This window comes from Aeromonas sp. 601039 (genome assembly GCF_049174415.1).
In the GTDB taxonomy this organism is placed as follows: Bacteria; Pseudomonadota; Gammaproteobacteria; order Enterobacterales; family Aeromonadaceae; genus Aeromonas; species Aeromonas veronii_A.
In genome coordinates this window covers 59,736-83,314 of record NZ_JAAKTL010000008.1, presented here as the reverse complement: position 1 = coordinate 83,314, position 23,579 = coordinate 59,736, and the positions used below count along the sequence as shown (strand labels likewise).

The 23,579-nt window shown below is 61.0% G+C and carries 13 protein-coding genes; 9 read left to right on the top strand and 4 right to left on the bottom strand.

Going from position 1 to position 23,579, the window contains the following annotated elements; translation table 11 throughout:
• The first annotated feature begins 28 nt into the window (after positions 1 to 28).
• The 4 genes from pdhR (at position 29) to lpdA (ending at position 7,118) form a co-directional block, all read left to right on the top strand.
• Positions 29 to 793 (top strand): pyruvate dehydrogenase complex transcriptional repressor PdhR, encoded by a 765-nt coding sequence (gene pdhR / locus G5195_RS08960; protein WP_005336127.1) that lies wholly within the window; start codon positions 29 to 31, stop codon positions 791 to 793.
• Between the two features lie 79 nt (positions 794 to 872).
• A complete protein-coding gene (gene aceE, locus G5195_RS08955; protein WP_421209448.1) occupies positions 873 to 3,533 on the top strand; it encodes a pyruvate dehydrogenase (acetyl-transferring), homodimeric type in 2,661 nt (886 codons plus the stop codon).
• A 119-nt stretch (positions 3,534 to 3,652) separates the two neighbouring features.
• On the top strand, positions 3,653 to 5,542 hold the full coding sequence (aceF, locus tag G5195_RS08950) for a pyruvate dehydrogenase complex dihydrolipoyllysine-residue acetyltransferase (protein WP_335812138.1): 1,890 nt from the start codon (positions 3,653 to 3,655) through the stop codon (positions 5,540 to 5,542).
• A gap of 148 nt (positions 5,543 to 5,690) precedes the next feature.
• Positions 5,691 to 7,118, top strand: coding sequence for a dihydrolipoyl dehydrogenase (gene lpdA, locus G5195_RS08945; RefSeq protein WP_005341659.1), 1,428 nt, complete (start codon positions 5,691 to 5,693; stop codon positions 7,116 to 7,118).
• A gap of 68 nt (positions 7,119 to 7,186) precedes the next feature.
• On the opposite strand, the gene G5195_RS08940 is transcribed toward lpdA, so the two are convergent.
• The gene (locus G5195_RS08940; RefSeq protein WP_005341657.1) at positions 7,187 to 7,369 is read right to left on the bottom strand and encodes a hypothetical protein; all 183 of its coding nucleotides are present in this window, start codon (positions 7,367 to 7,369) and stop codon (positions 7,187 to 7,189) included.
• 143 nt (positions 7,370 to 7,512) lie between these two features.
• On the bottom strand, positions 7,513 to 9,423 hold the full coding sequence (locus G5195_RS08935) for a methyl-accepting chemotaxis protein (RefSeq protein WP_421172500.1): 1,911 nt from the start codon (positions 9,421 to 9,423) through the stop codon (positions 7,513 to 7,515).
• Positions 9,424 to 9,657: 234 nt separating this feature from the next.
• Here G5195_RS08935 and G5195_RS08930 point away from each other — a divergent pair, with 234 nt between their 5' ends.
• The 5 genes from G5195_RS08930 to G5195_RS08910 all read left to right on the top strand — a co-directional run bounded on the left by G5195_RS08930 (position 9,658) and on the right by G5195_RS08910 (position 19,301).
• The gene (locus tag G5195_RS08930) at positions 9,658 to 11,913 is read left to right on the top strand and encodes a patatin-like phospholipase family protein (RefSeq protein WP_407959346.1); all 2,256 of its coding nucleotides are present in this window, start codon (positions 9,658 to 9,660) and stop codon (positions 11,911 to 11,913) included.
• 229 nt (positions 11,914 to 12,142) lie between these two features.
• Positions 12,143 to 14,740 (top strand): bifunctional aconitate hydratase 2/2-methylisocitrate dehydratase, encoded by a 2,598-nt coding sequence (gene acnB, locus G5195_RS08925; RefSeq protein WP_101530043.1) that lies wholly within the window; start codon positions 12,143 to 12,145, stop codon positions 14,738 to 14,740.
• A gap of 280 nt (positions 14,741 to 15,020) precedes the next feature.
• Positions 15,021 to 16,607, top strand: coding sequence for an EAL domain-containing protein (locus G5195_RS08920; RefSeq protein ID WP_005355079.1), 1,587 nt, complete (start codon positions 15,021 to 15,023; stop codon positions 16,605 to 16,607).
• A gap of 162 nt (positions 16,608 to 16,769) precedes the next feature.
• Positions 16,770 to 18,164 (top strand): D-arabinono-1,4-lactone oxidase, encoded by a 1,395-nt coding sequence (locus tag G5195_RS08915; RefSeq protein WP_421209441.1) that lies wholly within the window; start codon positions 16,770 to 16,772, stop codon positions 18,162 to 18,164.
• Positions 18,165 to 18,173: 9 nt separating this feature from the next.
• The gene (locus tag G5195_RS08910; RefSeq protein ID WP_421236040.1) at positions 18,174 to 19,301 is read left to right on the top strand and encodes a CobW family GTP-binding protein; all 1,128 of its coding nucleotides are present in this window, start codon (positions 18,174 to 18,176) and stop codon (positions 19,299 to 19,301) included.
• Here G5195_RS08910 and G5195_RS08905 read toward each other — a convergent pair.
• Both G5195_RS08905 and G5195_RS08900 read right to left on the bottom strand, forming a co-directional pair.
• Complete coding sequence (locus G5195_RS08905) at positions 19,286 to 22,393, bottom strand: efflux RND transporter permease subunit (RefSeq protein ID WP_421236039.1); 3,108 nt, start codon at positions 22,391 to 22,393, stop codon at positions 19,286 to 19,288. The two genes, G5195_RS08910 and G5195_RS08905, sit on opposite strands and share 16 nt — an antisense overlap.
• The gene (locus G5195_RS08900) at positions 22,390 to 23,490 is read right to left on the bottom strand and encodes an efflux RND transporter periplasmic adaptor subunit (RefSeq protein ID WP_421236038.1); all 1,101 of its coding nucleotides are present in this window, start codon (positions 23,488 to 23,490) and stop codon (positions 22,390 to 22,392) included. Before G5195_RS08900 ends, G5195_RS08905 begins: the two co-directional genes overlap by 4 nt.
• Between the last annotated feature and the right edge of the window lie 89 nt (positions 23,491 to 23,579).

The following is a 23,579-nucleotide window of genomic DNA, read 5'->3' as shown; positions in this document are numbered from 1 at the left end:
GGTAATACCAATTTAACAAAGTAGCCTCATGCCCTATCGCAAGATTACGCAACCCAAGTTGGCCGACTCCATTGTCGCCGAGCTGGAACAGATGATTCTGGAAGGCAGCCTGCAGCCGGGACAGAAATTGCCTCCCGAGCGGGAACTCGCCATCCAGTTTCAGGTATCGCGCCCCTCCCTGCGCGAAGCCATCCAGCGACTGGAAGCGCGCGGATTGCTTTATCGCCGTCAGGGCGGCGGCACTTATGTGCAGAATGCCCTGAGCAAGGGGATCGCCGATCCTCTGTTCGAACTGCTCAGTACCCACCCGGAAGCCCAGTATGACCTGCTGGAGTTTCGCCACGCGCTGGAAGGCATCTGTGCCTACTACGCGGCCTTGCGGGGAACCGGGTCTGATTTCGAGCGTATTCGTCAGGTGCAAACCACTATCGAAGAGGCGGGCCAGCTGGGCTCGCTGGTGGCCGAATCGGCAGCCGTGACCCAGTTCTATCTGGCGGTGGCCGAGGCGTCCCACAACGTGGTGCTGCTGCACCTGCTGCGGGCCATGAGCCCGATGCTCGAACAGAACATTCTGCAGAATAACGAGATTTTGAATCGCCGCCCGGGAGTGGTAGCCAAGATACGTCGCCATCGCGCGAATCTGATCGAGGCTATTCTTTCGGGGGCTCCGGAGCGGGCCAGAACAGCTTGTCATGAGCATCTGGCCTTTATCGAGGACACCTTGTTGGATATGCAGAGGGAAGACAGCCGGATCCAGCGATCCATGCGTCGGATCCGTCAGCAGGAAAACTAATCCCACAAGGCTTTATTGTCGAATGCTTGCGCCCTTCGCCGTGCAATGCCGTGCAATCACAACAACATAGGAACCAGCCATGTCTGATATCCTGAAGAACGATGTGGACCCGATAGAAACGCTGGAGTGGCTTGCCTCTCTGGAATCCCTGCTGCGTGAAGAGGGTCCGCAACGCGCTCAGTTCATCCTTGAACAGTTGGCCGAGAAAGCCCGCGCAAGCGGTGTGGACGTGGCTGCCAAGGCAAATCGCGATTACATCAACACCATCCCGTCCAGCGATGAGCCGGACTACCCGGGTGACCTGGAGATGGAACGCCGCATTCGCGCCATCATCCGCTGGAACGCCATGATGATCGTGCTGCGCGCCTCCAAGAAAGACCTGGACCTGGGTGGTCACATGTCTTCCTTCGCTTCTTCTGCGACCATCTATGATGTCTGCTTCAACCACTTCTTCCGTGCTCGCAACGAGAAGGATGGTGGCGATCTGGTTTACTTCCAAGGTCACATTTCCCCGGGCATCTATGCTCGCGCCTTTGCTGAGGGTCGTCTGACCGAAGAGCAGCTGGACAACTTCCGTCAGGAAGTGGACGGCAAGGGTCTGCCTTCCTATCCGCACCCGAAACTGATGCCGGACTTCTGGCAGTTCCCGACCGTCTCCATGGGTCTGGGCCCCATCGCCGCCATCTATCAGGCTCGCTTCCTGAAGTACCTGACCGACCGTGGCATCAAGGATTGCTCCGAGCAGACCGTTTACGCCTTCCTGGGTGACGGCGAGATGGACGAGCCGGAAGCCAAAGGTGCCCTGACTGTTGCCGTGCGTGAAAAGCTCGACAACCTGGTATTTGTGGTTAACTGCAACCTGCAGCGTCTGGATGGTCCGGTTGTCGGTAACGGCAAGGTCATCAACGAGCTGGAAGGCCTGTTCGCTGGCGCCGGTTGGGACGTGACCAAGGTTATCTGGGGTCGCAAGTGGGATGAGCTGCTGAAGAAAGACACTTCCGGCAAGCTGATCCAGCTGATGAACGAGACTGTGGACGGTGACTACCAGACCATGAAGTCCCGCGACGGTGGCTACATCCGCGAGCACTTCTTCAACCGTTATCCGGAAACTGCCGCGCTGGTCAAAGACATGACCGACGAGGAGATCTTCGCTCTGAACCGCGGTGGTCACGATCCTCGCAAACTGTTCGCTGCATTCAACAAGGCGACCCAGACCAAGGGCAAGCCGACCGTTATTCTGGCCAAGACCATCAAGGGTTACGGTATGGGTGAAGCGGCCGAAGGCAAGAACATCGCTCACCAGGTCAAGAAGATGGAGCTGGACTCCGTGCGTCACCTGCGTGACCGCTTCAACCTGCCGGTGGCCGACGAGCAGCTGGCCGATCTGCCGTACCTGAAGATCGAAGAGGGCAGTGAAGAGCACAAGTACCTGCATGCTCGTCGTGCAGCCCTGAAAGGCTATCTGCCGACCCGTCTGCGCGAAAGCACCACCAAGCTGGAAATCCCGGCGCTGGATGCCTTCGGCCCGCTGTTGGGCGAGCAAGCGCGCGAAATCTCCACAACCATGGCGTTCGTGCGTTCCCTGAACGTGATGCTGAAAGACAAGTCCATCGGCAAGCGCATCGTTCCGATCCTCGCTGACGAAGCCCGTACCTTCGGTATGGAAGGTCTGTTCCGCCAGATCGGTATCTACAGCCCGCACGGTCAGCAGTACACCCCGCAAGACCGCGACATCGTCTCCTACTACAAGGAAGACAAGCAGGGTCAGGTTCTGCAAGACGGTATCAACGAGCTGGGCGCCATGTCCTCCTGGCTGGCTGCTGCGACCTCTTACAGCACCAACGATTGCCCGATGATCCCGTTCTACATCTACTACTCCATGTTCGGCTTCCAGCGGATCGGCGACATGGCGTGGGCAGCCGGTGACCAGCAAGCCCGTGGCTTCCTGCTGGGTGCAACCTCCGGTCGTACTACCCTGAACGGCGAAGGTCTGCAGCACGAAGATGGTCACAGCCACATCCTGGCGAACACCATCCCGAACTGCATCTCTTACGACCCGTCCTATGCCTATGAAGTGGCGGTGATCGTACAGGACGGCCTGCGCCGCATGTACGGTGAGAACCCGGAGAACGTGTTCTACTACATCACCACCCTGAACGAGAACTACGCCATGCCGGCCATGCCGGAAGGCGCCGAGGAAGGCATCCGCAAGGGTATCTACAAGCTGGAATCCGTCGCCGGTGCCAAGGCGAAAGTTCAGCTGCTGGGTTGTGGTTCCATCCTGGGTCACGTGCGCAAGGCTGCCCAGATCCTGGCCAGCGAGTACGGCATCGGTTCCGATGTGTTCAGCGTCACCTCCTTCAACGAGCTGGCTCGTGACGGTCAGGACGCGGATCGCTGGAACATGCTGCACCCGACCTCTGAAGCGCGTGTTCCCTACATCGCTCAGGTACTGGGTTCCGAAGCCACCATCGCTGCGACCGACTACATGAAGTCCTTCGCCGATCAGGTTCGCGCCTTCGTTCCGACCGAGAACTACCGCGTGCTGGGTACCGACGGCTACGGCCGTTCCGACAGCCGTGCCAACCTGCGTCGTCACTTCGAAGTGAACGAGTTCTACGTGGTGGTTGCTGCTCTGACCGAACTGGCCAAGCGCGGCGAGGTAGACAAGCAGGTTGTGGCCGACGCCATCGCCAAGTACGGCATCGATGCCGACAAGGTCAACCCGCTGTACGCGTAAGTGGATCAAGGGTCGCGCCGTCATGCGGCGTGACCCTGCCAGGATTTAAAACGGTTAACGCGAGATGTGCGTGGCGGCATCAACCAGTCACGCGGATCGACGCAAGAGGATAAAGCACAATGTCCAAACAGATTATGGTGCCGGATATCGGCGCCGATGAAGTTGAAGTCACCGAGATTATGGTGGCCGTGGGTGACAAGGTCGAGCTGGACCAGTCCATCATCGCGGTAGAAGGCGACAAGGCCTCCATGGAAGTACCGGCCCCGTCTGCCGGTATCGTTAAAGAGATCCTGATCAAGGTAGGCGACAAGGTTGCCACCGGTTCCCAGATCATGATCTTCGAAGCCGAAGGCGCTGCCGCCCCTGCTGAAGTTGCTGCACCGGCTGCCGCTGCTCCGGCCGCCGCACCTGCCGCTGCCGTGCGCAAAGATGTGCACGTACCGGACATCGGTGACGACGAAGTGGACGTGACTGAAATCATGGTTGCCGTGGGCGACATGGTTGAAGCTGACCAGTCCATCATTGCCGTGGAAGGTGACAAGGCCTCCATGGAAGTGCCAGCGCCGTTTGCCGGTCGCGTGGTCGAGATCAAGGTTGCCGCTGGTGCCAAGGTCTCTACCGGTTCTCTGGTGATGGTATTTGAAGTGGCTGGCGCTGCGCCTGCTGCCGTTGCTGCTCCGGCTCAAGCTGCCGCGCCCGTGGCTGCTGCCCCGGTTGCCGCTGCTGCCAAAGAGGTCAACGTACCGGATATCGGTGGCGACGAAGTGGAAGTCACCGAGATCATGGTTGCCGTGGGTGACAAGGTTGAAGCTGACCAGTCCCTGATCGCCGTGGAAGGTGACAAGGCCTCCATGGAAGTGCCTGCGCCGTTCGCCGGTGTGGTCAAAGAGATCAAGGTGAAGGCGGGTGACAAGGTCTCCACCGGTTCCCTGATCATGGTATTCGAAGTGGCTGGCGCAGCTCCTGCTGCCGCGCCGGTTGCTCAAGCTGCCGCTCCGGTCGCCGCTGCCCCTGTTACTGCTGCTCCGGCTCCGGTTGCTCAGGCTGCTGCCGCTGCGACCGATTTCGTTGCCAACGACGCTTATGTACACGCCTCTCCGGCGGTACGCCGTCTGGCGCGCGAGTTCGGCGTCAACCTGGCCAAGGTGAAAGCCTCCGGTCGCAAGGGTCGCATCGTCAAAGAAGACGTGCAAGCCTACGTGAAGGATGCCATCAAGCGTGCCGAGTCCGCTCCTGCCTCTGCTGGCGTAGCCGGTGGCAACGGTCTGGGCGTCCTGCCGTGGCCGAAAGTAGACTTCAGCAAGTTCGGTGATGTGGAAGAGGTCGAGCTGACCCGCATCCAGAAGATCTCCGGTCCGAACCTGCACCGCAACTGGGTCATGATCCCTCATGTCACCCAGTTCGACGAAGCCGATACCACCGAGCTGGAAGCGTTCCGCAAAGAGCAGAATGCGATGCTCGAGAAGCAGAAGGCAGACGTGAAGATCACCCCGCTGGTGTTCATCCTGAAAGCCGCCGCCAAGGCGCTGGAAGCCCACCCGCGCTTCTGCAGCTCCCTGTCCGAAGATGGCAGCAAGCTGATCATGAAGAAGTACATCCACATCGGTGTGGCGGTAGATACCCCCAACGGTCTGGTTGTGCCCGTGGTGCGCGATGTTAACAAGAAGGGCATCATGGAGCTGTCTCGCGATCTGGCCGAGATCTCCAAGAAAGCCCGTGCCGGCAAGCTGACCGCTGCCGACATGCAGGGCGGTTGCTTCACCATCTCCAGCCTGGGTGGCATCGGCGGTACCAGCTTTACCCCGATCGTCAACGCGCCGGAAGTGGCCATCCTCGGTGTTTCCAAGTCCGAGATGAAGCCGAAGTGGAACGGCAAAGAGTTCGCGCCGCGCCTGATGCTGCCGCTGGCTCTGAGCTACGACCACCGGGTGATCGATGGTGCCGATGGGGCTCGCTTCATCACCACCATGAACGGTGTGCTGTCCGACATTCGTCGACTGGTCCTGTAAGTGAGAGGGCGGGCCCAGAGCCTGCCCTTTTTACTTCTCATTTCATTAACATGATCGTAAACTTGCCCCGTTTTTTTCACGGCTGCAGCCACCCGTTTCGGTATAAGACTGCGCTGTCCGGGGATATAAGAACGACAAAGAGGTCATGATGAGTAAAGAAATCAAAACCCAGGTCGTAGTACTGGGTGCTGGCCCTGCCGGTTATTCCGCTGCTTTCCGTGCAGCCGATCTGGGTCTGGATACTATTATCGTCGAGCGTTACTCCACCCTGGGTGGCGTCTGCCTGAACGTGGGCTGCATCCCCTCCAAGGCGCTGCTGCACGTTGCTAAAGTGATTGAAGAAGCCAAAGCGCTGGCCGAGCACGGCATCGTCTTCGGTGCACCGCAGACCGACATCGACAAGATCCGTCTGTGGAAAGAGAAGGTTATCAACCAGCTGACCGGCGGTCTGGCTGGCATGGCCAAGATGCGTAAAGTTCAGGTTGTTAACGGCTTGGGTAAATTTACCGGCCCGAACACGCTCGAAGTGACCGGGGAAGACGGCAAGACTACCGTGACCTTCGACAACGCCATCATCGCGGCCGGTTCCCGTCCGGTGAAGCTGCCGTTCATTCCCCACGATGACCCGCGCGTATGGGACTCTACCGATGCGCTGGAGCTGAAAACCGTTCCCGGCAAACTGCTGGTTATCGGTGGCGGCATCATCGGTCTGGAGATGGGTACCGTTTATTCCTCTCTGGGTTCCGAGATCGACGTGGTGGAATTTGCTGACCAGCTGGTTCCGGCTGCCGACAAAGACATCGTCAAGATCTACACCAAGCGTGTGGCCAAGAAATTCAACATCATGCTGGAGACCAAGGTCACTGCAGTTGAAGCGCGCGAAGACGGCCTGTACGTCTCCTATGAAGGCAAGCACGCTCCGGCCGAGCCGGTTCGTTACGACAACGTGCTGGTTGCCGTAGGTCGTGTGCCGAACGGCAAGATGCTGGATGCCGAGAAGGCTGGCGTTGCCGTGACCGAGCGCGGCTTCATCGAGGTGGACAAGCAGCTGCGTACCAACGTGGCGCACATCCACGCCATCGGTGACATCGTGGGTCAGCCGATGCTGGCACACAAAGGTGTTCACGAAGGTCACGTTGCCGCCGAAGTCATCGCCGGCAAGAAGCACTACTTCGACCCGAAAGTGATCCCGTCCATCGCCTACACCGAGCCAGAGATGGCATGGGTTGGTCTGACCGAGAAAGAGGCCAAGCAACAGGGTCTGAACTTCGAAGTTGCTACCTTCCCGTGGGCAGCTTCCGGCCGCGCCATTGCATCCGATTGCTCCGACGGCATGACCAAGCTGATCTTCGACAAGGAGAGCGGTCGCGTCATCGGTGGTGCCATCGTGGGTACCAACGGTGGTGAACTGCTGGGTGAAATCGGTCTGGCCATCGAGATGGGTGCTGACGCCGAAGATATCGCGCTGACCATCCACGCTCACCCGACTCTGCACGAGTCCGTGGGTCTTGCTGCCGAAGTGTTCGAAGGCTCCATCACCGACCTGCCGAACGCCAAGGCCAAGAAGAAAAAGTAATCTTCTGCCATCTTCATGAAAAAGCCGCTCATTTGAGCGGCTTTTTGTTTTCGGGTTTGGCTAAGAGGTTAGCAGCGCCCCTTCTTGGCCTGACCGGGCGGGCAGAAGGTGCCATAACCGCCACCACTGCCGTCACTGACCCGGATCCGGGTATCGTCTACGCTCACGTCGGCGCCGTGTACTCGTACCGGCCCGCTGCTGCAGGCGCTGAGCACTCCCCCCAGCAATATCATTACGATCAGCTTGCCCATAACTCCTCCTCATATTTCCCTGATTATGAGGCATTTCGAGAGCCGCATAACGGCGGTTGAATGGCCGTGCGTCACCGTTTGCCGTGGCTATGACAGAGGGCGCCGCAGCGCCCTCTGGTGAGTCTTCATAAGTGGGATGCAGACTACAGACGGAAGTTGCCGACCAGCTTGTCGAGTTGACCGGAGAGCTGCTGCAGGCTGCGGCTGGACTCGGTCAGCTGGTGGGCAATGTCGGCGGTCTCCATGGTGAGCTGGTTGATGTCCTCTACGTTACGGTTGATCTCGCCCACTACGCTGGATTGTTCCTCGGTGGCGGTGGCGACCTGGATATTCATGTCGTTGATCTGGGTGATGTGGGCGGTGATCTGGCCGAGGGCGGCGTTGGCCTCATCGGCTTGGCTCACTACCTCCAGACTCTGGTTGCGCCCCTGTGCCATGGCGCTGACGGCGCGGGCACTCTGCTCCTGCAAGCGGTTGATCATCCCCTGGATCTCGGCGGTCGAGGCGGCGGAGCGGTTGGCCAGATTGCGCACCTCATCTGCCACCACGGCGAAACCGCGACCCTGTTCACCGGCCCGTGCGGCCTCGATGGCGGCGTTCAGTGCCAGCAGGTTGGTCTGCTCCGAGATGCTGCGGATGGTTTCGAGGATGCTGCCGATGGAGTCGGTCTGGCTTGCCAGCGACTCGATAACCCCTGCCACCTGCTCAATCTCGCCGGAGAGGCCGACGATGCCGTGGCGCGCCTGCGCTACCACTACTGCCCCTGCATCGGCCTGATCGTTGGCCTGTCTGGCTACTTCTGCTGCCAGCGAAGCGTTACCGGCGATCTCGCTCACCGTGGCCCCCATTTCGTGGATAGCGGTGGCCACCTGCACGGTGCGATCGCGCTGGGCAGTACAGTTGTGCTGGGTCAGCTGTGCCTTGTTGGCCACCTCGTTGGCGGTGGCCGCGAGCTGGCGGGAGTTCTCCGCCACCTGCTCGATGGAGCCGTGGATCTTGGCGACGAAGTTGTTGAAGCCGGTCGCAACCTGACTCAGCTCGTCACGTCCTTCCACCTTGAGGCGCTGGGTAAGATCCCCATCGCCGCTGCCCAGCTCCTTGAACAGGCGGGCCAGTTCGTTGAGCGGGCGGCTGACCGAGCCTGCCAGCAGCATCCCCATCAGCCCCATGGCAAGGGCAATCACCAGCGAGATCATCAGGATCTCGTTGCGGGTCTGATCCAGCTCGGCATAGATCTCGGCTTCTGGCACCTGGGCCACCAGATACCAGTCGAGCAGCGGGATATAGCTGCTGGCCAGTACCATGGGCTCGCCATTGACTTCGGCGTTGATGACGGCAAAGGGACGTTTGGCCAGCAGGCTGCCGGTATCACCGCTGGCGATGCCGCCCAAGGTATCGCGTTCGATACGGTTGGCCTCGGGGTGCAGCTTCACCTTGCCGCTGCCATCGACCATAAAGACGATGCCGCTCTCTTCCAGCCGGAAGTTGGAAACCATGGTCACCATGGTATCGAGGGATTTGGCAAAGCCGGCCAGCCCGCGCCCGTTGAGCTGCTGGAAGTTGACGAACAGCTTCACCTCGCCGTTGCTCTCGCGGAAGATGCTGAGGGTCATCTCCTTCTGGCTCTTGGTGTAGTCATAGAACCAGGCGTCCTGCGCTGGGGTCAGGTTGCGCAGAAAGCCATCCTGGTTGTAGTAGGCTGCGGTCTGGCGATCGGCGAAGGAGGCCGTCACCAGACCATACTGGTTGGCCACATCCTTGAGCTGGTTGATGAGGATCGGCTCCTGCTCTTTGGGCATGCCCCGATCCACCCAGTCGAGAATGAAGCGGTCGGTGGCCAGTTGGCGGGCGGCCTGGGCGATGCCGTGGAGATCCTGTTCAATCTCCTTGCTGATCCGCTGGGTCAGGTTGGGGAGCTCCTGCTCGAACATCCGGTTTTCGATCAGTTGCTGGGCCGAGCGTTGACTGAAGTAGCCTACCAGCAGGCAGGAGACGACCACGGCCAGGGTGACCGTGGCCAGTATTTTCTGTTTAAGAGTGAGGGTTGCCAGCATAAAGGTGCTCAAAAGGTTGAGATTGACGACGCTCATATTAGCGGCAGCGCGGCGCTACCCATGAGGCTTGCAGCCCTTTATTTGCGGATTACGTTTGCGCTCACAGGGGCGGCGACTCGCCCCTTCGCCATGCAGCACAGGCGGGAGGCGGATTGACGGTTGCGCTAACTGCCGGGCCCCTTATAGTAGAGGCCATCCTTGGTGACTGACCCTCTGAATAATATGGAAAATATGATGCGCAGCTTAGGTGCGGGATGGACCCGTCTGCTTTTGGTGATGCTGGCGGCCTGCCCGCTGCTGGCTGTGGCGGCACAGGGGGAGCGCCCGAAAATTGCGGTGGTGCTCAGCGGCGGCGGTGCCAAGGGATCGGCCCATATCGGCATCCTCAAGGTGCTGGAGCAGAAACGGATTCCGGTCGACATCATAGTCGGCACCAGCATGGGCTCTTATGTGGCGGGGATGTACGCCATGGGGCTCAGTGCCGAGGAGGTGGAGCGCACTACCCTGGCCATCGACTGGAACAAGGGCTATCAGGACAAGGTGGGCCGCGACGAGCTGTCGTTGCGTAAAAAGCAGCAGAACGAGCAGTATCAGCTGCGCACCGATATCGGGGTGAATGGCGACACCACCCAGCTGCCGGACGGTTTTTTCCAGGGCCAATCCATGGCCAGCCTGCTGCGGGGGGCCACCTCCAACCTGCCGGTACAGGAGAGCTTCGACGATCTCCCCATTCCCTACCGCGCCATGGCGACCGACATGGAGACGGTCACCCCCTTTGTGCTGGATCACGGCAGCCTGGCCAAGGCAATGCAGGCCTCCATGTCCATTCCCGGTGCCCTCAAGCCGGTGGAGTGGGAGGGGCACATCCTGGCGGACGGCGGTAGCGTCAACAACATGCCGGTGGATGTCGCCAAGGCAATGGGGGCCGACGTGGTGATCGCGGTGGATATCGGTGCCAAGCTGCGTACCCGTGAATCACTCAAGTCAGGGTTGGCGATGATCGACCAGCTCACCACCTACATGACCCAGGTGGGTACCGACAAGCAGAAGGCGCTGATGGGGCCGAAAGACATACTGATCGCTCCCGAGTTTGGCGATATGGGGATCGCCGACTTTGCCCGCATGCCGGAGGGGATCAAAATGGGTGAGGCGGCGGCGTACAAGGCGTCGCTGCAACTCGATAAGCTGTCGCTCACCAAGGCGCAGTACAACGCCTATCGCAACCAGAAGCTGAGCCGCCGTGCCGAGCGAAGTGGTCAACCCGCCTACTTCATCGACAAGGTGGAGATCATCAACAAGTCGCGCCTCTCCGACGAGACGGTGCACGCCATGCTGAAGGTTCGGCCGGACAAGATCCAGACCAACGAGAGTCTGGAGGCTGGCATTCGCCGCCTCTATGCGCTGGAGTCGTTTGACCGCATCACCTATGAAGTGGAGGAGCGCGATGGGGAGAACGTGCTGGTAGTGGATGCCAGCGAGAAGAACTGGGGGCCTGGTTACCTCAACTTCCAGTTCGGTTTCACCGATGACTTCGAGAATACCTCCAACTACAACGTCGGCATGTCCTACACCCTCACCAACGTCAACGAGTGGGGGGCCGAGTGGTTGACCGAGGCATCACTGGGCACGGCCAAACATATCAAGACCGACTTCTATACACCGCTGGAGCCCTCCCAGACCTTCTATGGCGAGGCGAGCCTAGCCTATGACCAGACCCAGAGAAGCCTCTTTAATCCGGATCCGGACGAACCGATATTTACCTATCTCGATACCGAGTACTCCTTCTTCAGCGCCGATCTGGCGGTCGGCTGGAATCGTCAGCCCTGGAGCCGCCTGTCTATGGGGCTGGAAGGGCAGACGGGCAGTATCGAGATCAAAAACTTCAAAGAGCTGCAAGGGGATGCCACGGCGTGGGGCCCCTATGTCCGCTTTGAACACGACAATCTGGATAGCCGCTATTTCCCCTATCAGGGGGTGAAGTGGGATATGAAACTGGGCCACTCCCACGTCAGTGTGGATGGACTCGAGTCGGCAGATGGCCGCAGTGAAGGCTGGAATTATCAACTCTCCATGATCAAGCCCTGGTCATGGGACAGGCACAGCCTCAACCTGATCCTCGAAGGGGGTGGCTCGGGCAGTGAAGAGGTGGTGCCACTGCATATTCAGGATCTGGGCGGGCTGTTCCGCCTCTCCGGTTTCCAGCGCTACCAGCTGAGCGGTCGCTACAGCCTGTTTGGTGGCCTGCGTTACATCTATCGGGTGGCAGACAATGACTTCGGTGCCCTCAAGATGCCGCTCTATCTGGGCGGATCTCTGGAGCAGGGCGGGGTCTGGAACAAGGGGGAGGATATCAGTCTGGAGAGCTCGTTTACCGCCGGGTCGCTTTATGTCGGGGTGGAGAGCTTCCTCGGCCCTGTGTTCCTCGGCTACGGCATGGCGGAGGGGGGCAATGACGTCTTCTATCTGCAATTGGGCAGTACGTTCGAATAATGCCGAAATGATGCCAATTTGTTAACTCTGATTGATGACGTTCAATTAATTATCAAAAAATACCAGCCTGTTTAATTGGTTATGATTTTGTGGTGAATGAGTAAACAGGGTTTGGATTTTAATTAGTCGTTAAAACTTATATAGTGGGGAGCACCCTACGGGGTGTCCCGCAAGGACGATCGCCGCGAGCCTGGGCGAACCCCAAAAAAAGACCAAAGAGGAATTAGTCGTGCTTGAAACATACCGTAAACACGTCGCAGAACGTGCCGCCGAGGGCGTGGTCGCCAAACCTCTGGATGCAGAGCAGGTCGCTGCCCTGGTTGAACTGCTCAAGAACCCGCCCGCTGGCGAAGAAGACTTTCTGAAAGAGCTGTTGTCCTCCCGTATTCCCCCCGGTGTTGATGAAGCGGCCTATGTCAAAGCCGGCTTCCTCACCGCCGTCGCCAAGGGCGAAGCCCACTCTCCCATCCTGACTGCCGCCGAAGCTGTCGAGCTGCTGGGCACCATGCAGGGTGGTTACAACATTCAGCCGCTGATCGACCTGCTGGATCACGCCACTCTGGCGCCGCTTGCCGCCAAGGGGCTCTCCCACACCCTGCTGATGTTTGACTCCTTCCACGACGTGGAAGAGAAGGCCAAGGCGGGCAATGCCCACGCCAAACAGGTGATGCAATCCTGGGCTGATGCCGAGTGGTTCCTCTCCCGCCCGGAGCTGGCCGAGAAGATCACTGTCACCGTGTTCAAGGTGACCGGCGAAACCAATACCGACGACCTCTCTCCGGCACCGGACGCCTGGTCCCGCCCGGACATTCCGCTGCACGCCCTGGCAATGCTGAAAAATGCCCGTCCCGGCATTACCCCGGACAAGGATGGCGCCGTCGGCCCCATCAAGACCATCGATGCCCTGAAAGAGAAAGGCTTCCCGCTGGCCTACGTGGGTGACGTGGTCGGTACCGGCTCTTCCCGTAAATCCGCCACCAACTCGGTGCTCTGGTTCATGGGCGACGACATTCCGTTCGTGCCGAACAAGCGTGCTGGCGGTGTCTGTCTGGGTGGCAAGATTGCCCCGATCTTCTTCAACACCATGGAAGATGCCGGCGCTCTGCCTATCGAAGTGGACGTCTCCAAGCTGGAAATGGGCGATGTGATCGACATCTACCCCTATGCCGGCAAGATCTGCAAACACGGCACCGAACAGGTGCTGGCGCAGTTTGAACTGAAAACCGACGTGCTGATCGACGAAGTGCGCGCCGGTGGCCGTATCCCGCTGATCATCGGCCGCGGCCTGACCGACAAGGCCCGCGAAGCGCTGGGGCTGCCGTTCTCCACCGTATTCCGTCGCCCGCAGCCGGTGGCCGATACCGGCAAAGGCTTCACCCTGGCCCAGAAGATGGTGGGCAAGGCGTGCGGCGTGAAGGGCATTCGCCCCGGCACCTACTGCGAGCCCAAGATGACCACGGTCGGCTCCCAGGACACCACGGGCCCGATGACCCGCGACGAGCTCAAAGATCTGGCCTGCCTCGGCTTCTCCGCCGATCTGACCATGCAGTCCTTCTGCCACACTGCCGCCTATCCGAAGCCCATCGACGTACAGACCCACCACACCCTGCCGGACTTCATCATGAACCGCGGCGGTGTGAGCTTGCGTCCGGGTGATGGCGTCATCCACTCTTGGCTGAACCGCATGCTGCTGCCGGATACCGTGGGAACCGGTGGTGATTCCCATACCCGTTTCCCCATCGGTATCTCCTTCCCGGCGGGCTCCGGTCTGGTGGCTTTCGCCGCCGCCACCGGTGTGATGCCGCTGGACATGCCGGAGTCCGTGCTGGTGCGCTTCAAGGGCGAGCTGCAACCGGGCATCACCCTGCGTGATCTGGTCCATGCCATCCCCTATGCCGCCATCCAGAAGGGGTTGCTGACCGTCGAGAAAGCGGGCAAGAAGAACATCTTCTCCGGCCGTATCCTCGAGATCGAAGGTCTGCCGACCCTGAAAGTGGAACAAGCCTTCGAGCTGGCCGATGCCAGTGCCGAGCGTTCCGCTGCCGGTTGCACCATCAAGCTGGATAAAGAGCCGATCATCGAGTATCTGAAGTCCAACATCGTGATGCTGAAATGGATGCTCTCCGAAGGTTACGGTGACCCGCGCACCATCACCCGTCGCATCAAGGGGATGGAAGAGTGGCTGGCCAACCCGACCCTGATGGAAGCGGACAAGGATGCCGAGTATGCCGAGATCATCGAGATTGATCTGGCCACCATCAAGGAGCCGATCCTGTGTGCGCCGAACGATCCGGACGATGCCCGTCTGCTGAGCGACGTGGCTGGCGACAAGATCGACGAAGTGTTCATCGGTTCCTGCATGACCAACATCGGTCACTTCCGTGCCGCCGGCAAACTGCTCGAGAAGTATCAGGGCGAGCTGCCTACCCGCATGTGGATCGCGCCGCCCACCAAGATGGACAAGGATCAGCTGACCGAAGAGGGCTACTACGGCATCTTTGGTCGCGTCGGTGCCCGCATCGAGATCCCGGGCTGCTCCCTGTGCATGGGCAACCAGGCGCGGGTAGCGGAAGGGGCCTCGGTGGTCTCCACTTCCACCCGTAACTTCCCGAACCGTCTGGGTAAAGGTGCCAACGTCTATCTGGCCTCTGCGGAGCTGGCCGCCGTTGCCGCCATCCTCGGCAAGATCCCGACTGTGGCGGAGTACCTGCAGTATGCCAAGGCGCTGGATGCCACTGCGGCAGACACTTACCGCTACCTCAACTTCAACGAGATCGCCTCCTACACCAAGAAGGCCGATGCGGTGATCCTGCAGCAAGCCGTTTAACGGAGTTCTTGCGCGATTTGCGCGATAAGAAGCCAATAATGCCGCTTATTTACGCGGCATTATTTATTTGTGTGTTATTCACCGTCTTTTTTGAAGATTGTTTGCACGATCCTTGCTAGAGAGATCCAACCACCTGTTTGGTGGTTCGTTTTATAAACGCTTTGGGTTATGTTGTTCGGTTATGTGCGGTAATGATGAGGCATCGTTATCGAGGGAAAGTGGATATCTGTTCACTGGGTGCTTGCGTTGGCAGGCCTGACGAATTGCGGCGTGGTTCTTTATGTTTCTGTTCAGGATCGATCTCTCCCGAACCGGGTTACGCTTCGGCGGTGCCTTGCTGGTCTTTACCCTGCCGCTGCTGGTGGGAGCTTGGCTCATCCACAGCAATTATGTGCAGGAGCTGAAAGCGGAATCCAGCGCCTCGGCCCACAAGGCCAGAACCCTGATGGAGTCGATGCTGGATCATGCGGAGCAGGCCAACCGCTCCGTGCTGCCTCTGGTGAATGCTCCCTGTCGCGACAACCTGCTGGTGCTGCGCAAGAAGGTCGCCATCGAGCCCTTCCTGCGTTCGGTCAATCTGGTGCGAAACGGCATCATCAATTGCACCTCGCTGTTTGGTGAGGCCAATGATGCCGATGACGGCTCCATTTACACCGGCCGCAAGCTGCTGCTGATGAGTGGCAACCGGGTGCGGCAAAATCACCCGCTGCTGGTAGTGCGCACCGAGCAGGGCAAGGATGCCGCCTTGAGCGCCATCGACAGTACCCAGCTCAGCTTCATGCTCTCCATGAGCGGAAAATCCAGTGCGCTCTATCTGCAGGTGGGGTCTGCCTGGCTCAATGAGTCGGGCCGCTATCTGAGCGAGGCGCCCACCCTCCATCGCGGGATCAGCCAGGCCCTCACCTCATCCCATTATCCTTTCACCATCCATGCCGGTTATGCCATGCCGGTCTACTGGAAGTCGCTGTGGGCCGCGCGGCATGTGGCGCTGTCGTGGCTGGCGGTTTCCTCGCTTTTGCTGGCCTGGCTGGTGTGGTGGGTGCTGGGGCGGCCCGGCTCGCCAACAGATGAGTTGCGACGAGCCCTGCGGGCCAGGGAGTTTGTTCCCTATCTGCAGCCGCTGATTGCCAGCCACGACGGCAAGATGATGGGCGCCGAGGTGCTGATGCGCTGGGAACATGTCAATGAAGGAGTGATCCGGCCCGATCTCTTTATTCCGCAAGCAGAGGAGTCGGGACTGATCGTCCCCATGACCACCCATATCATGAAGCAGGTGGCGACAAGGTTGAACCGCTCTCAGGAGCAGTTGCCCGATGGGTTTCATATCAGCTTCAACATCAGCGCCGCCCATTGCCACGATTTTGCCCTGTTGGCCGAGTGCCGCGCCTTTCTCGGTCACTTCCTCCCCGGCAAGGTGGTACTGGTGCTGGAGCTGACCGAGCGGGAGCTGCTGATGTCAGATCCCCAGACCCTCTCCCTGTTCCGCCAGCTGGACGAGATGGGGGTCAAACTCGCCATCGACGACTTTGGTACCGGCCACTCCAGCCTGGCTTACCTGCAGCAGTTTCATGTGGATTACCTCAAGATCGACAAATCCTTTATCGCCCGCATCGGTACCGAGTCGCTCTCGGAGCATATCGTGGACAATGTGATCGATCTGGCGACCCGGCTCGGTCTGGCGCTGGTGGCGGAAGGGGTGGAGAGCGAGCGTCAGGCTGACTACCTCAGGGCCAAAGGGGTCGACTATCTACAGGGATACCTGTTTGCCCGCCCCATGCCGTTGCGCCAGTTCTGCGAGGAGCTGCTGCCGGAAGAAGCACAAACCCGCCAGCCAGATGGGGTGCGAGGCATCCCGAACGCCACCTGATCTATCGGTGACAGACGGGCGGCCACGCTCCCGTCTGGCAGGGTAGGGGAGTGCTCTCCCCCTATCCCCCCTCTAGTGCAGGGGCTTGTTTTCCATGCCTTGTGGCTCACTTTTCGGTAGAATCGGCGCTCATTTTGACGTCAGTAAAAGATGAGGCGCGGTATGACGGTTCAGTTCCAGGCATTTCACAGCATCAAGGCGATCGGTAATCGGGAGGTGCTGTTCAACTGGTCGAGAACCAATCCCCTCGGGGCGCTGGATCAGGTGTGGCGCCCGAAAAACCGCGACGAGCTGCAGGCGCTGCTGCGGGAACACCCCGAGCGCAAGCTGCGTCTTATCGGCTCCGGCCTCTCTTTTGAGCCCATTCACAGCGTCTATACCGAGGGCAGTCAGGCACTGCTGGTGGACTTGCACCACCTGCGCGGCCAGTTGGCGAAAACCGCCGATACCGTGACCTATCAGGCGGGGACGCCGCTCGATACCGTTTATGCCGAGCTGATCGCCATGGAGCGGATGCTGCCCGCATCCCCGGGCGTTATCGGCATCCAGACCCTGGGCGGCGCCCTCAGCACAGGTACCCACGGTCAGGGGCTGCACCAGTCTGCCCTCTGCGATGTGGTGGAGGCGATGACGGTGATGCTGGCCAATGGCGACATCATCCGGGTGGATCGCACCGATCCGCGCTTCGGCGCCTTCGTGATGGGGATGGGGATGCTCGGCATCCTGCTCGACGTCACCCTGCGCACCGTGCCAAATCGCATCATGCGCTGCACCAAGTTCACCACCGACTACCCCTTCCTGCTGGAGCACAACGAACGGCTCAACCGCGAGCACGGCTTTGTGAAGAGCTGGTGGTTTGCCTGGACCGGCGAGAGCCACATCTGGCTGGTGGATCCCGCCTCCGATGACGAGGTGGCCCGCTACCGCGCCGGTGGCAGCGAGCCGCTGCTGCTGGATGGCGATATCGACGCCCGCATGAACGCCACCATTGATGCCACCTTGCAGAAGATGGCGAAAGATACCAAGGATGAGGCGCTGGCCGGTGAGCACTTCGAGACGGTGCGCCGCTTCAAGGATGCCTCCGATCTGGTGGGCAACGTCTACCAGATCCTCTGCAAGGGGATCCCGGCACCTCAGATCAACTGTGAGGTGGCGGTGCCGCTTCATCGGATGAACGAGGCACTGGAGACCCTGCAGGCCTGGCAGCAGGCCAACCCGGGCGTGCTGCACTACCCCTTTATCCTGCGCTGTACCGGCCCTTCCGAGGCCTGGCTCAGCGCCGCTTATGGCCAGCCGGTCTGCTGGATCGGTTTTCTGGTCTATCTGGCGGCGGACGGCACCTTCGTCAACGGCTCCATGGAGCAGATGCGCGAGCTGCAACAACTGCTGGTGCCGCTCGGCGGCATTCCCCACTTCGGCAAACATCTGGCGATGGATCTCTACGACTTCCCGGCCCTGCTGCCGCGCTGGAACGACTTCGTGGCGTTGAAAGCCGAGCTCGACCCCTATGGCCGCTTTGAAAACCGCTGGCTCAGCGACCTGTTTGCCAACCGGTAAGGATCTGACATGACCGATATGCAAGATACCCGTATCCCAGTGACCCTGCTGACCGGCTTTCTCGGTAGCGGCAAGACCACCTTGCTCAATCACTGGGTCAAGCAGCCGGAGCTTGGTGAGTGCGCCGTGCTGATCAACGAGTTCGGCTCGGTGGGGCTGGATCACCATCTGGTGCAACAGGTGGATGAGCAGATGATGCTGCTCGACTCCGGCTGCATCTGCTGCTCGGTGCAGGGCTCTCTGGTGGAGGCGTTGCAGGGGCTCTTTATGAAGGCCATCCAGCGCAAGATCAAACCGTTCAAGCGGCTGATTATCGAGACCACTGGCCTCGCCGATCCGGCCCCCGTGTTCTTTACCCTGCGCGAAGAGGGCTTTATCGCCCAGCGCTACCGCTTCGATGGCACCGTTACTGTGGTGGATGCCGGTCATATCGAGCAGCAGTTGGCGGCCCAGTATGAGGCGGTGAAACAGGTGGCGCTGGCGGATCTGCTGGTGGTGAGCAAGGGGGATCTGGTGGAGGACCAACAGCTGGCGCGGGTCGAAGCCCAGCTGGCTGCACTCAACCCGGCGGCCCCGATCCAGCAGGTGACCAATGGCGAACTGTCGCCAGCAGTGCTGGAGAAGCTCGGCGCCTACAACGAAGCGGCCGGGCGTGATGTACGCCAGCTGCTGGCCTGGCTGCGCACCGAATCCCCCAGGCAGGGGCTGGCGTCACCGATACAACCAAAGATGCAGCCGTTCGCCGCCAAGGTTGGCACGGCGGCGCCCACCCACTTCGAGCACGGCAACATCGAAAGTTTCTCTTTGCGCATCGGTGAGCCGCTCAAGCCCTCTCGCCTCCTGGCCGCCATCGATGCGGTGCAGGCGCAGTATGGCGATGCCCTGCTGCGCCTTAAGGGGATCTTGCAGCTGGAAGGGGAGAGCCAGCCGGTGGTGATCCACGGCGTCCACGGCCAGCTCTATCCGCTGCAGGCGCTGGGCGACTGGCCGGAGGGCAAGGCCCAGTCCCGACTGGTGTTTATCGTGAAAAGTCAGGACAAGGCCGGTATCGAGCAGCTCTTTATGGCGACCCTCAAGGCCCCCGAGCCCACTCTCGAAGAGCGGCTCAAAGCCATGCTGGGTCAGCCCGACAACTGATTTGGTGCGTTGCAGCTCTCCTGTACCGGGTCAGGACGGCGGCGGTTGAACAACACGAACGCCACCGGCACAAAGTAGAACGAGAGCAGGGTCGCCAGCGCTGTGCCACCGGCGATGGCGATGGCAAAGGGGGGCCAGAAGCCGCCGCCCCCCAGCAATAGCGGGATGAAGCCGCCCACAGTGGTGATGGTAGTCGAGACGATGTGGCGGCTGCAACCGGCCACCAGATCGCGGATCTGCGGCAGATTGCCCTGTTGTGCCAGCGGGTCTGCCTTCAGCTCGGCCAGAATGACGATGGCGGCGTTGATGGCCAGCCCCATCAGTCCCAGCAGGGCGATGATCACCGTAAACCCGAAGGGGTACCCCAGCAGCCAGACCCACAGCAGCCCGAGCCCCGCCGACTGGATCGCCACCAGGGTGACGATGCCTGCCAGCCGGAACGAGTTGAAGCTGAGCACCAGCACGGCCACCAGCAGCACGGCGACCAGGCTGACATGGGCCATCAGATTACCCACCGATTCATCCCGTTTGGCGGCTTCTCCGCCAAACTCCAGTCGATAGCCCGGCGGCAACGCCAGCGCCTTGGCGGCCAGCCTCTCTTTGACCTGCTCCAGCACAGTTTGCGGCAGTACGCCGACCGCCAGATAGGCCTCCAGCACATTGACCCGCTCACCATCCCGACGGCTGATCTCCCCCCAGCTTGGCAGCAGCTCGGGAGTGGCCAGTGCCCGCAAGGTGAGATTGGCTACCCCTTGCTGGCCGGTGCCGGTGAGCGACAGCGGCACATTGAGCAGCGCATCCGGATCCTGACGCAAGGGCTCGGCCAGTCGCACCCGAACCGGGATTGACTCGGTGCCTTCCAGCACAGTGCCGCCCAACCTGCCATCCAGTGCGCCCGCCAGCCGGGAGGCAACATCGGTCAGGCTCATGCCTGCCAGTCGGGCGGCCTCCTCATCGACCTGCAACCAGAGTTTGGGGGCCCCTGCCTGCAAGGTGGCGCGGGTCTGCACCACGGCCGGGGTATTGGCGAGCAGATTGCGAAGCTCCTCTCCCAGACGGTGCAGCTGTTCAAGGTCGGGGCCAAACAGCCGCAGCTCGACCGGGGCATTGAAAGGCGGCCCCTGTTCCAGCTTGCGCACCAGGATCTGCGCTTCGGGAAATTTTGCATCGAGCCGCTGCTGCAGTTGTGGAATGAGCCGTTCGGCGGCATCGGCATCCTGCAGGGTGATCATCCCCTGGGCGTAATCGGCCCGCCCCTGTTTTCTGGGCACCAGGTTGTAGTAGAAGCTGGGGGCGTTGTCACCCACCACCCAATCCTGACGAACCAGCTCGGGGAGACTGGCCAGCTCGGCAGAGATCCCCAGTGCCAGCTCGCGGGTGCGCGCCAGGCTCGCCTGTGGGGAGAGGCTGGCCTCGATGTGGATCATGTCCCGGTCGGCAGGGGGAAAGAACTGTTCGGTGAGGCGGCCCGCCACCCAGAAACCGAGCAGGGGCAGCAGACTGACCAGCAGCAGGGTGCGCCAGGGGTGAGCCAGCGCCATGGCGATGCTCTGCTGGAAACGGGCGCACACCCGGGGCAGGTGCAAGCCATCCTGATACCAGCGTCCCCCCTGGTCACTGCCAATCCAGCGGGCTGCGAGGCCTGCCACCAGGGTGTGGGCGATGAGGTAGGATCCCAGCAGCGAGCAGATCACCGCCCAGGCGATGCCGCCGACAAACTCGCCCGCCGGGCCCGGCATCAGAATGATCGGCATAAAGGCGAGCATGGTGGTGAGGGTGGAGCCCAGCAGTGGCAGCCAGAGGTGGCCGATGGCTTCCAGTGCGGCGGCACTCATGGCCATGCCGTGACGGCGCTGATACTGCACCCGATCCGCCATGACGATGGCGTTGTCCACCATGATCCCGAGCGCCACCACCAGACCGGTGACCGACATCTGGTGAATGGGCAGATTGATCAGGTTCATGCAGGCGAATGAGAACGCCACGGTAAGCGGCAGCGACAGGGCCACGATAATGGCGGCCTTGACTCCCAAGGTCACCAGCAGCACGGCCACTATGATGAGGAAGCCCTGCACAATGTTGATGAGCAGGGTGTCGAGCCGCTGATCGGTATAACGCTGCTGATCGAAGCTGGTGACGAGGCCGATATTATCCGGCAAGTCCTGTTGCAGCTGGGCCAGCATGGTGTCGACCCGTGCCGACCAGAGGTCGATGCGGTGATCCTGTGCCATGCGCAGGCCGACCACCACGGCCCGCTCACCATTGGCAAAGGCCAGCTGGCTCTCCGGCTGGTGCAGGGTACGTCTTACCTCGGCCAGATCGCCAAGGCGCAGGGTCTGGCCCTGCTCGCCGGTGCGCAGCGGGATCTGGCGGATCCGCTCCAGGGTATCGAGGGCGCCACGGATCTCCACCTGAAAGCGATTGTGGCTGCCTTGCAACTCCCCGGCGGCCACTTTGGCATCGGCACCGTTCAGCGCCTGGGCAAGCTGTTCGCCACTCATGCCGCTGGCACTGAGGGCGAGGGGATCGAACCGCACCTCGATCTCCTCCTGTGGTGCCCCGACCCGCTCGACGTATTCGGTACCCGGCAGCTGGCGAGCCCGGCGTTCCAGCTCGGCGCTGTAGCGGGCGAGGCGATCCAGCTGCGGCTGGCCCGGCCCGCGCCAGACCACATTGACCAGCCGGGTGAAGGGGTAGCCTTTCTCATCATCCAGCTTGGGGGCACTGGCGCCGGCTGGTAGCACGGCGGCCAGATCTGCCAGCCGATCTCGGACTCTGGACCAGACGGGCTCGACATCGCTGACCTCATCCTTGAGCTCCAGATTGATGATGGAGAGACCGGGGCGAGAGCTCGACTCGATCAGCTTGATCTCGCTCTGGGCCCGCAGCCGGTTCTCGATGGGCTCGCTCACCAGCGCCTCCACCCGCTCGGCGCTGGCCCCGGGGAAGTGGGTAACCACGCTGGCAAAACGGCTGGTGAGCTGGGGATCTTCGGTTCTGGGCAGGGTCTGCAATGCCGCAAGGGCGGCCGTCAGCAGCAGCGCGACCGTCAACAGCAGCAGGCGGCCATTCTCGATAAACGGGCGGATCATGACTGTGGCTCCGGATGGCCTGCCTGATGATCCACGCTGGTTGTCAGGGTGACCTGCTGGCCCGGCACCAGTTTATGCAGGCCATCGGTCACCAGCTGTTCCTGTCCGTTCAGGGCACCACTTATCCAGGCCCGCTCGCCATCTTGTTGCAGCAGAGTGACGTCCCGACTGACCACCCGGGGTGGCGTTTCGTCGTTGAGCAGATAGAGGGTCCAGCTGCCGCGCAATCCCTGGGTAAGCGCGGTGAGCGGCACCTCGTAGGCGCGGGTGGGCTCGCGGGTCTGATGCAGCAGGGTGATCAGTTGCCCTTCTGCCAGTTGTTCGCCGCCCCGGATCAGCTGGAAGCGGGCGGTGCGGGTGTGGGTCTGCCCGTCCACTTGTACTCCCAGATTAAGCAGGCGCCCCTCCAGTGATTGATCCCCGCTTTGCAGGGGGTAGTGTTGGCCGACGATCAGGGTCTCGGCCTGTTTCACCGGCACGCCGATATCGGCCTCCCACTGGCCGCTGCGGGTCAGGGAGAAGAGAGGCTGGCCTGCGGCCACCACGGCCCCCAATGCCTGCTCGCGGCTGACCACAATCCCGTTGAAGGGGGCGCGCAGCTGTGATTTCTCCTGTTTGACCCGGTTGGCTTCGAGGGCGGCGGCCAGCTGGTTGGCGCTTGCCTCCAGCATGCGGACTTTGCCTTGCTGTTCATCCAGCGCCTGACGGGAGCTGAACTGCTGCTGGCGCAGGGCAGTGAGTCGATCGAGCGTCTGCCGGGCAAGGGTCAGCTCGGCCTCGTTCTGGGCTGCCCGGGCGGCCAGCTCTTTGGCTTCCACTGCCAGCAGCCGGGTATCCAGTGTGGCGAGCAGTTCGCCAGCCGCGACCGGCTCTCCCCGTCCCTTGTGCAGGGTAGCGATCCGCCCTGCCAGCTCGAAGCCTATCTGGCTGTGCTCGGGGGCGATCACCCGGCCATTGAAGCGGTGCAGCACCGGGTAGTGATCGCTGGCTTGCAGCGGCTGGGCGATCACCCGGGTCAGGGCGGGTGTTTCTTCTGACTCTGTGACTGGGCTGCAGCCACTCAGTAACAGCGCCAGCAGGATTAAGCAAAGTGTCATGACATCATCCTCTGGTTGACATAACATCAAATCACACCGGTGAGTCTAGTTTTTCGAAACTAGACTGTCCAGTTTGATTGTGGAGGAAA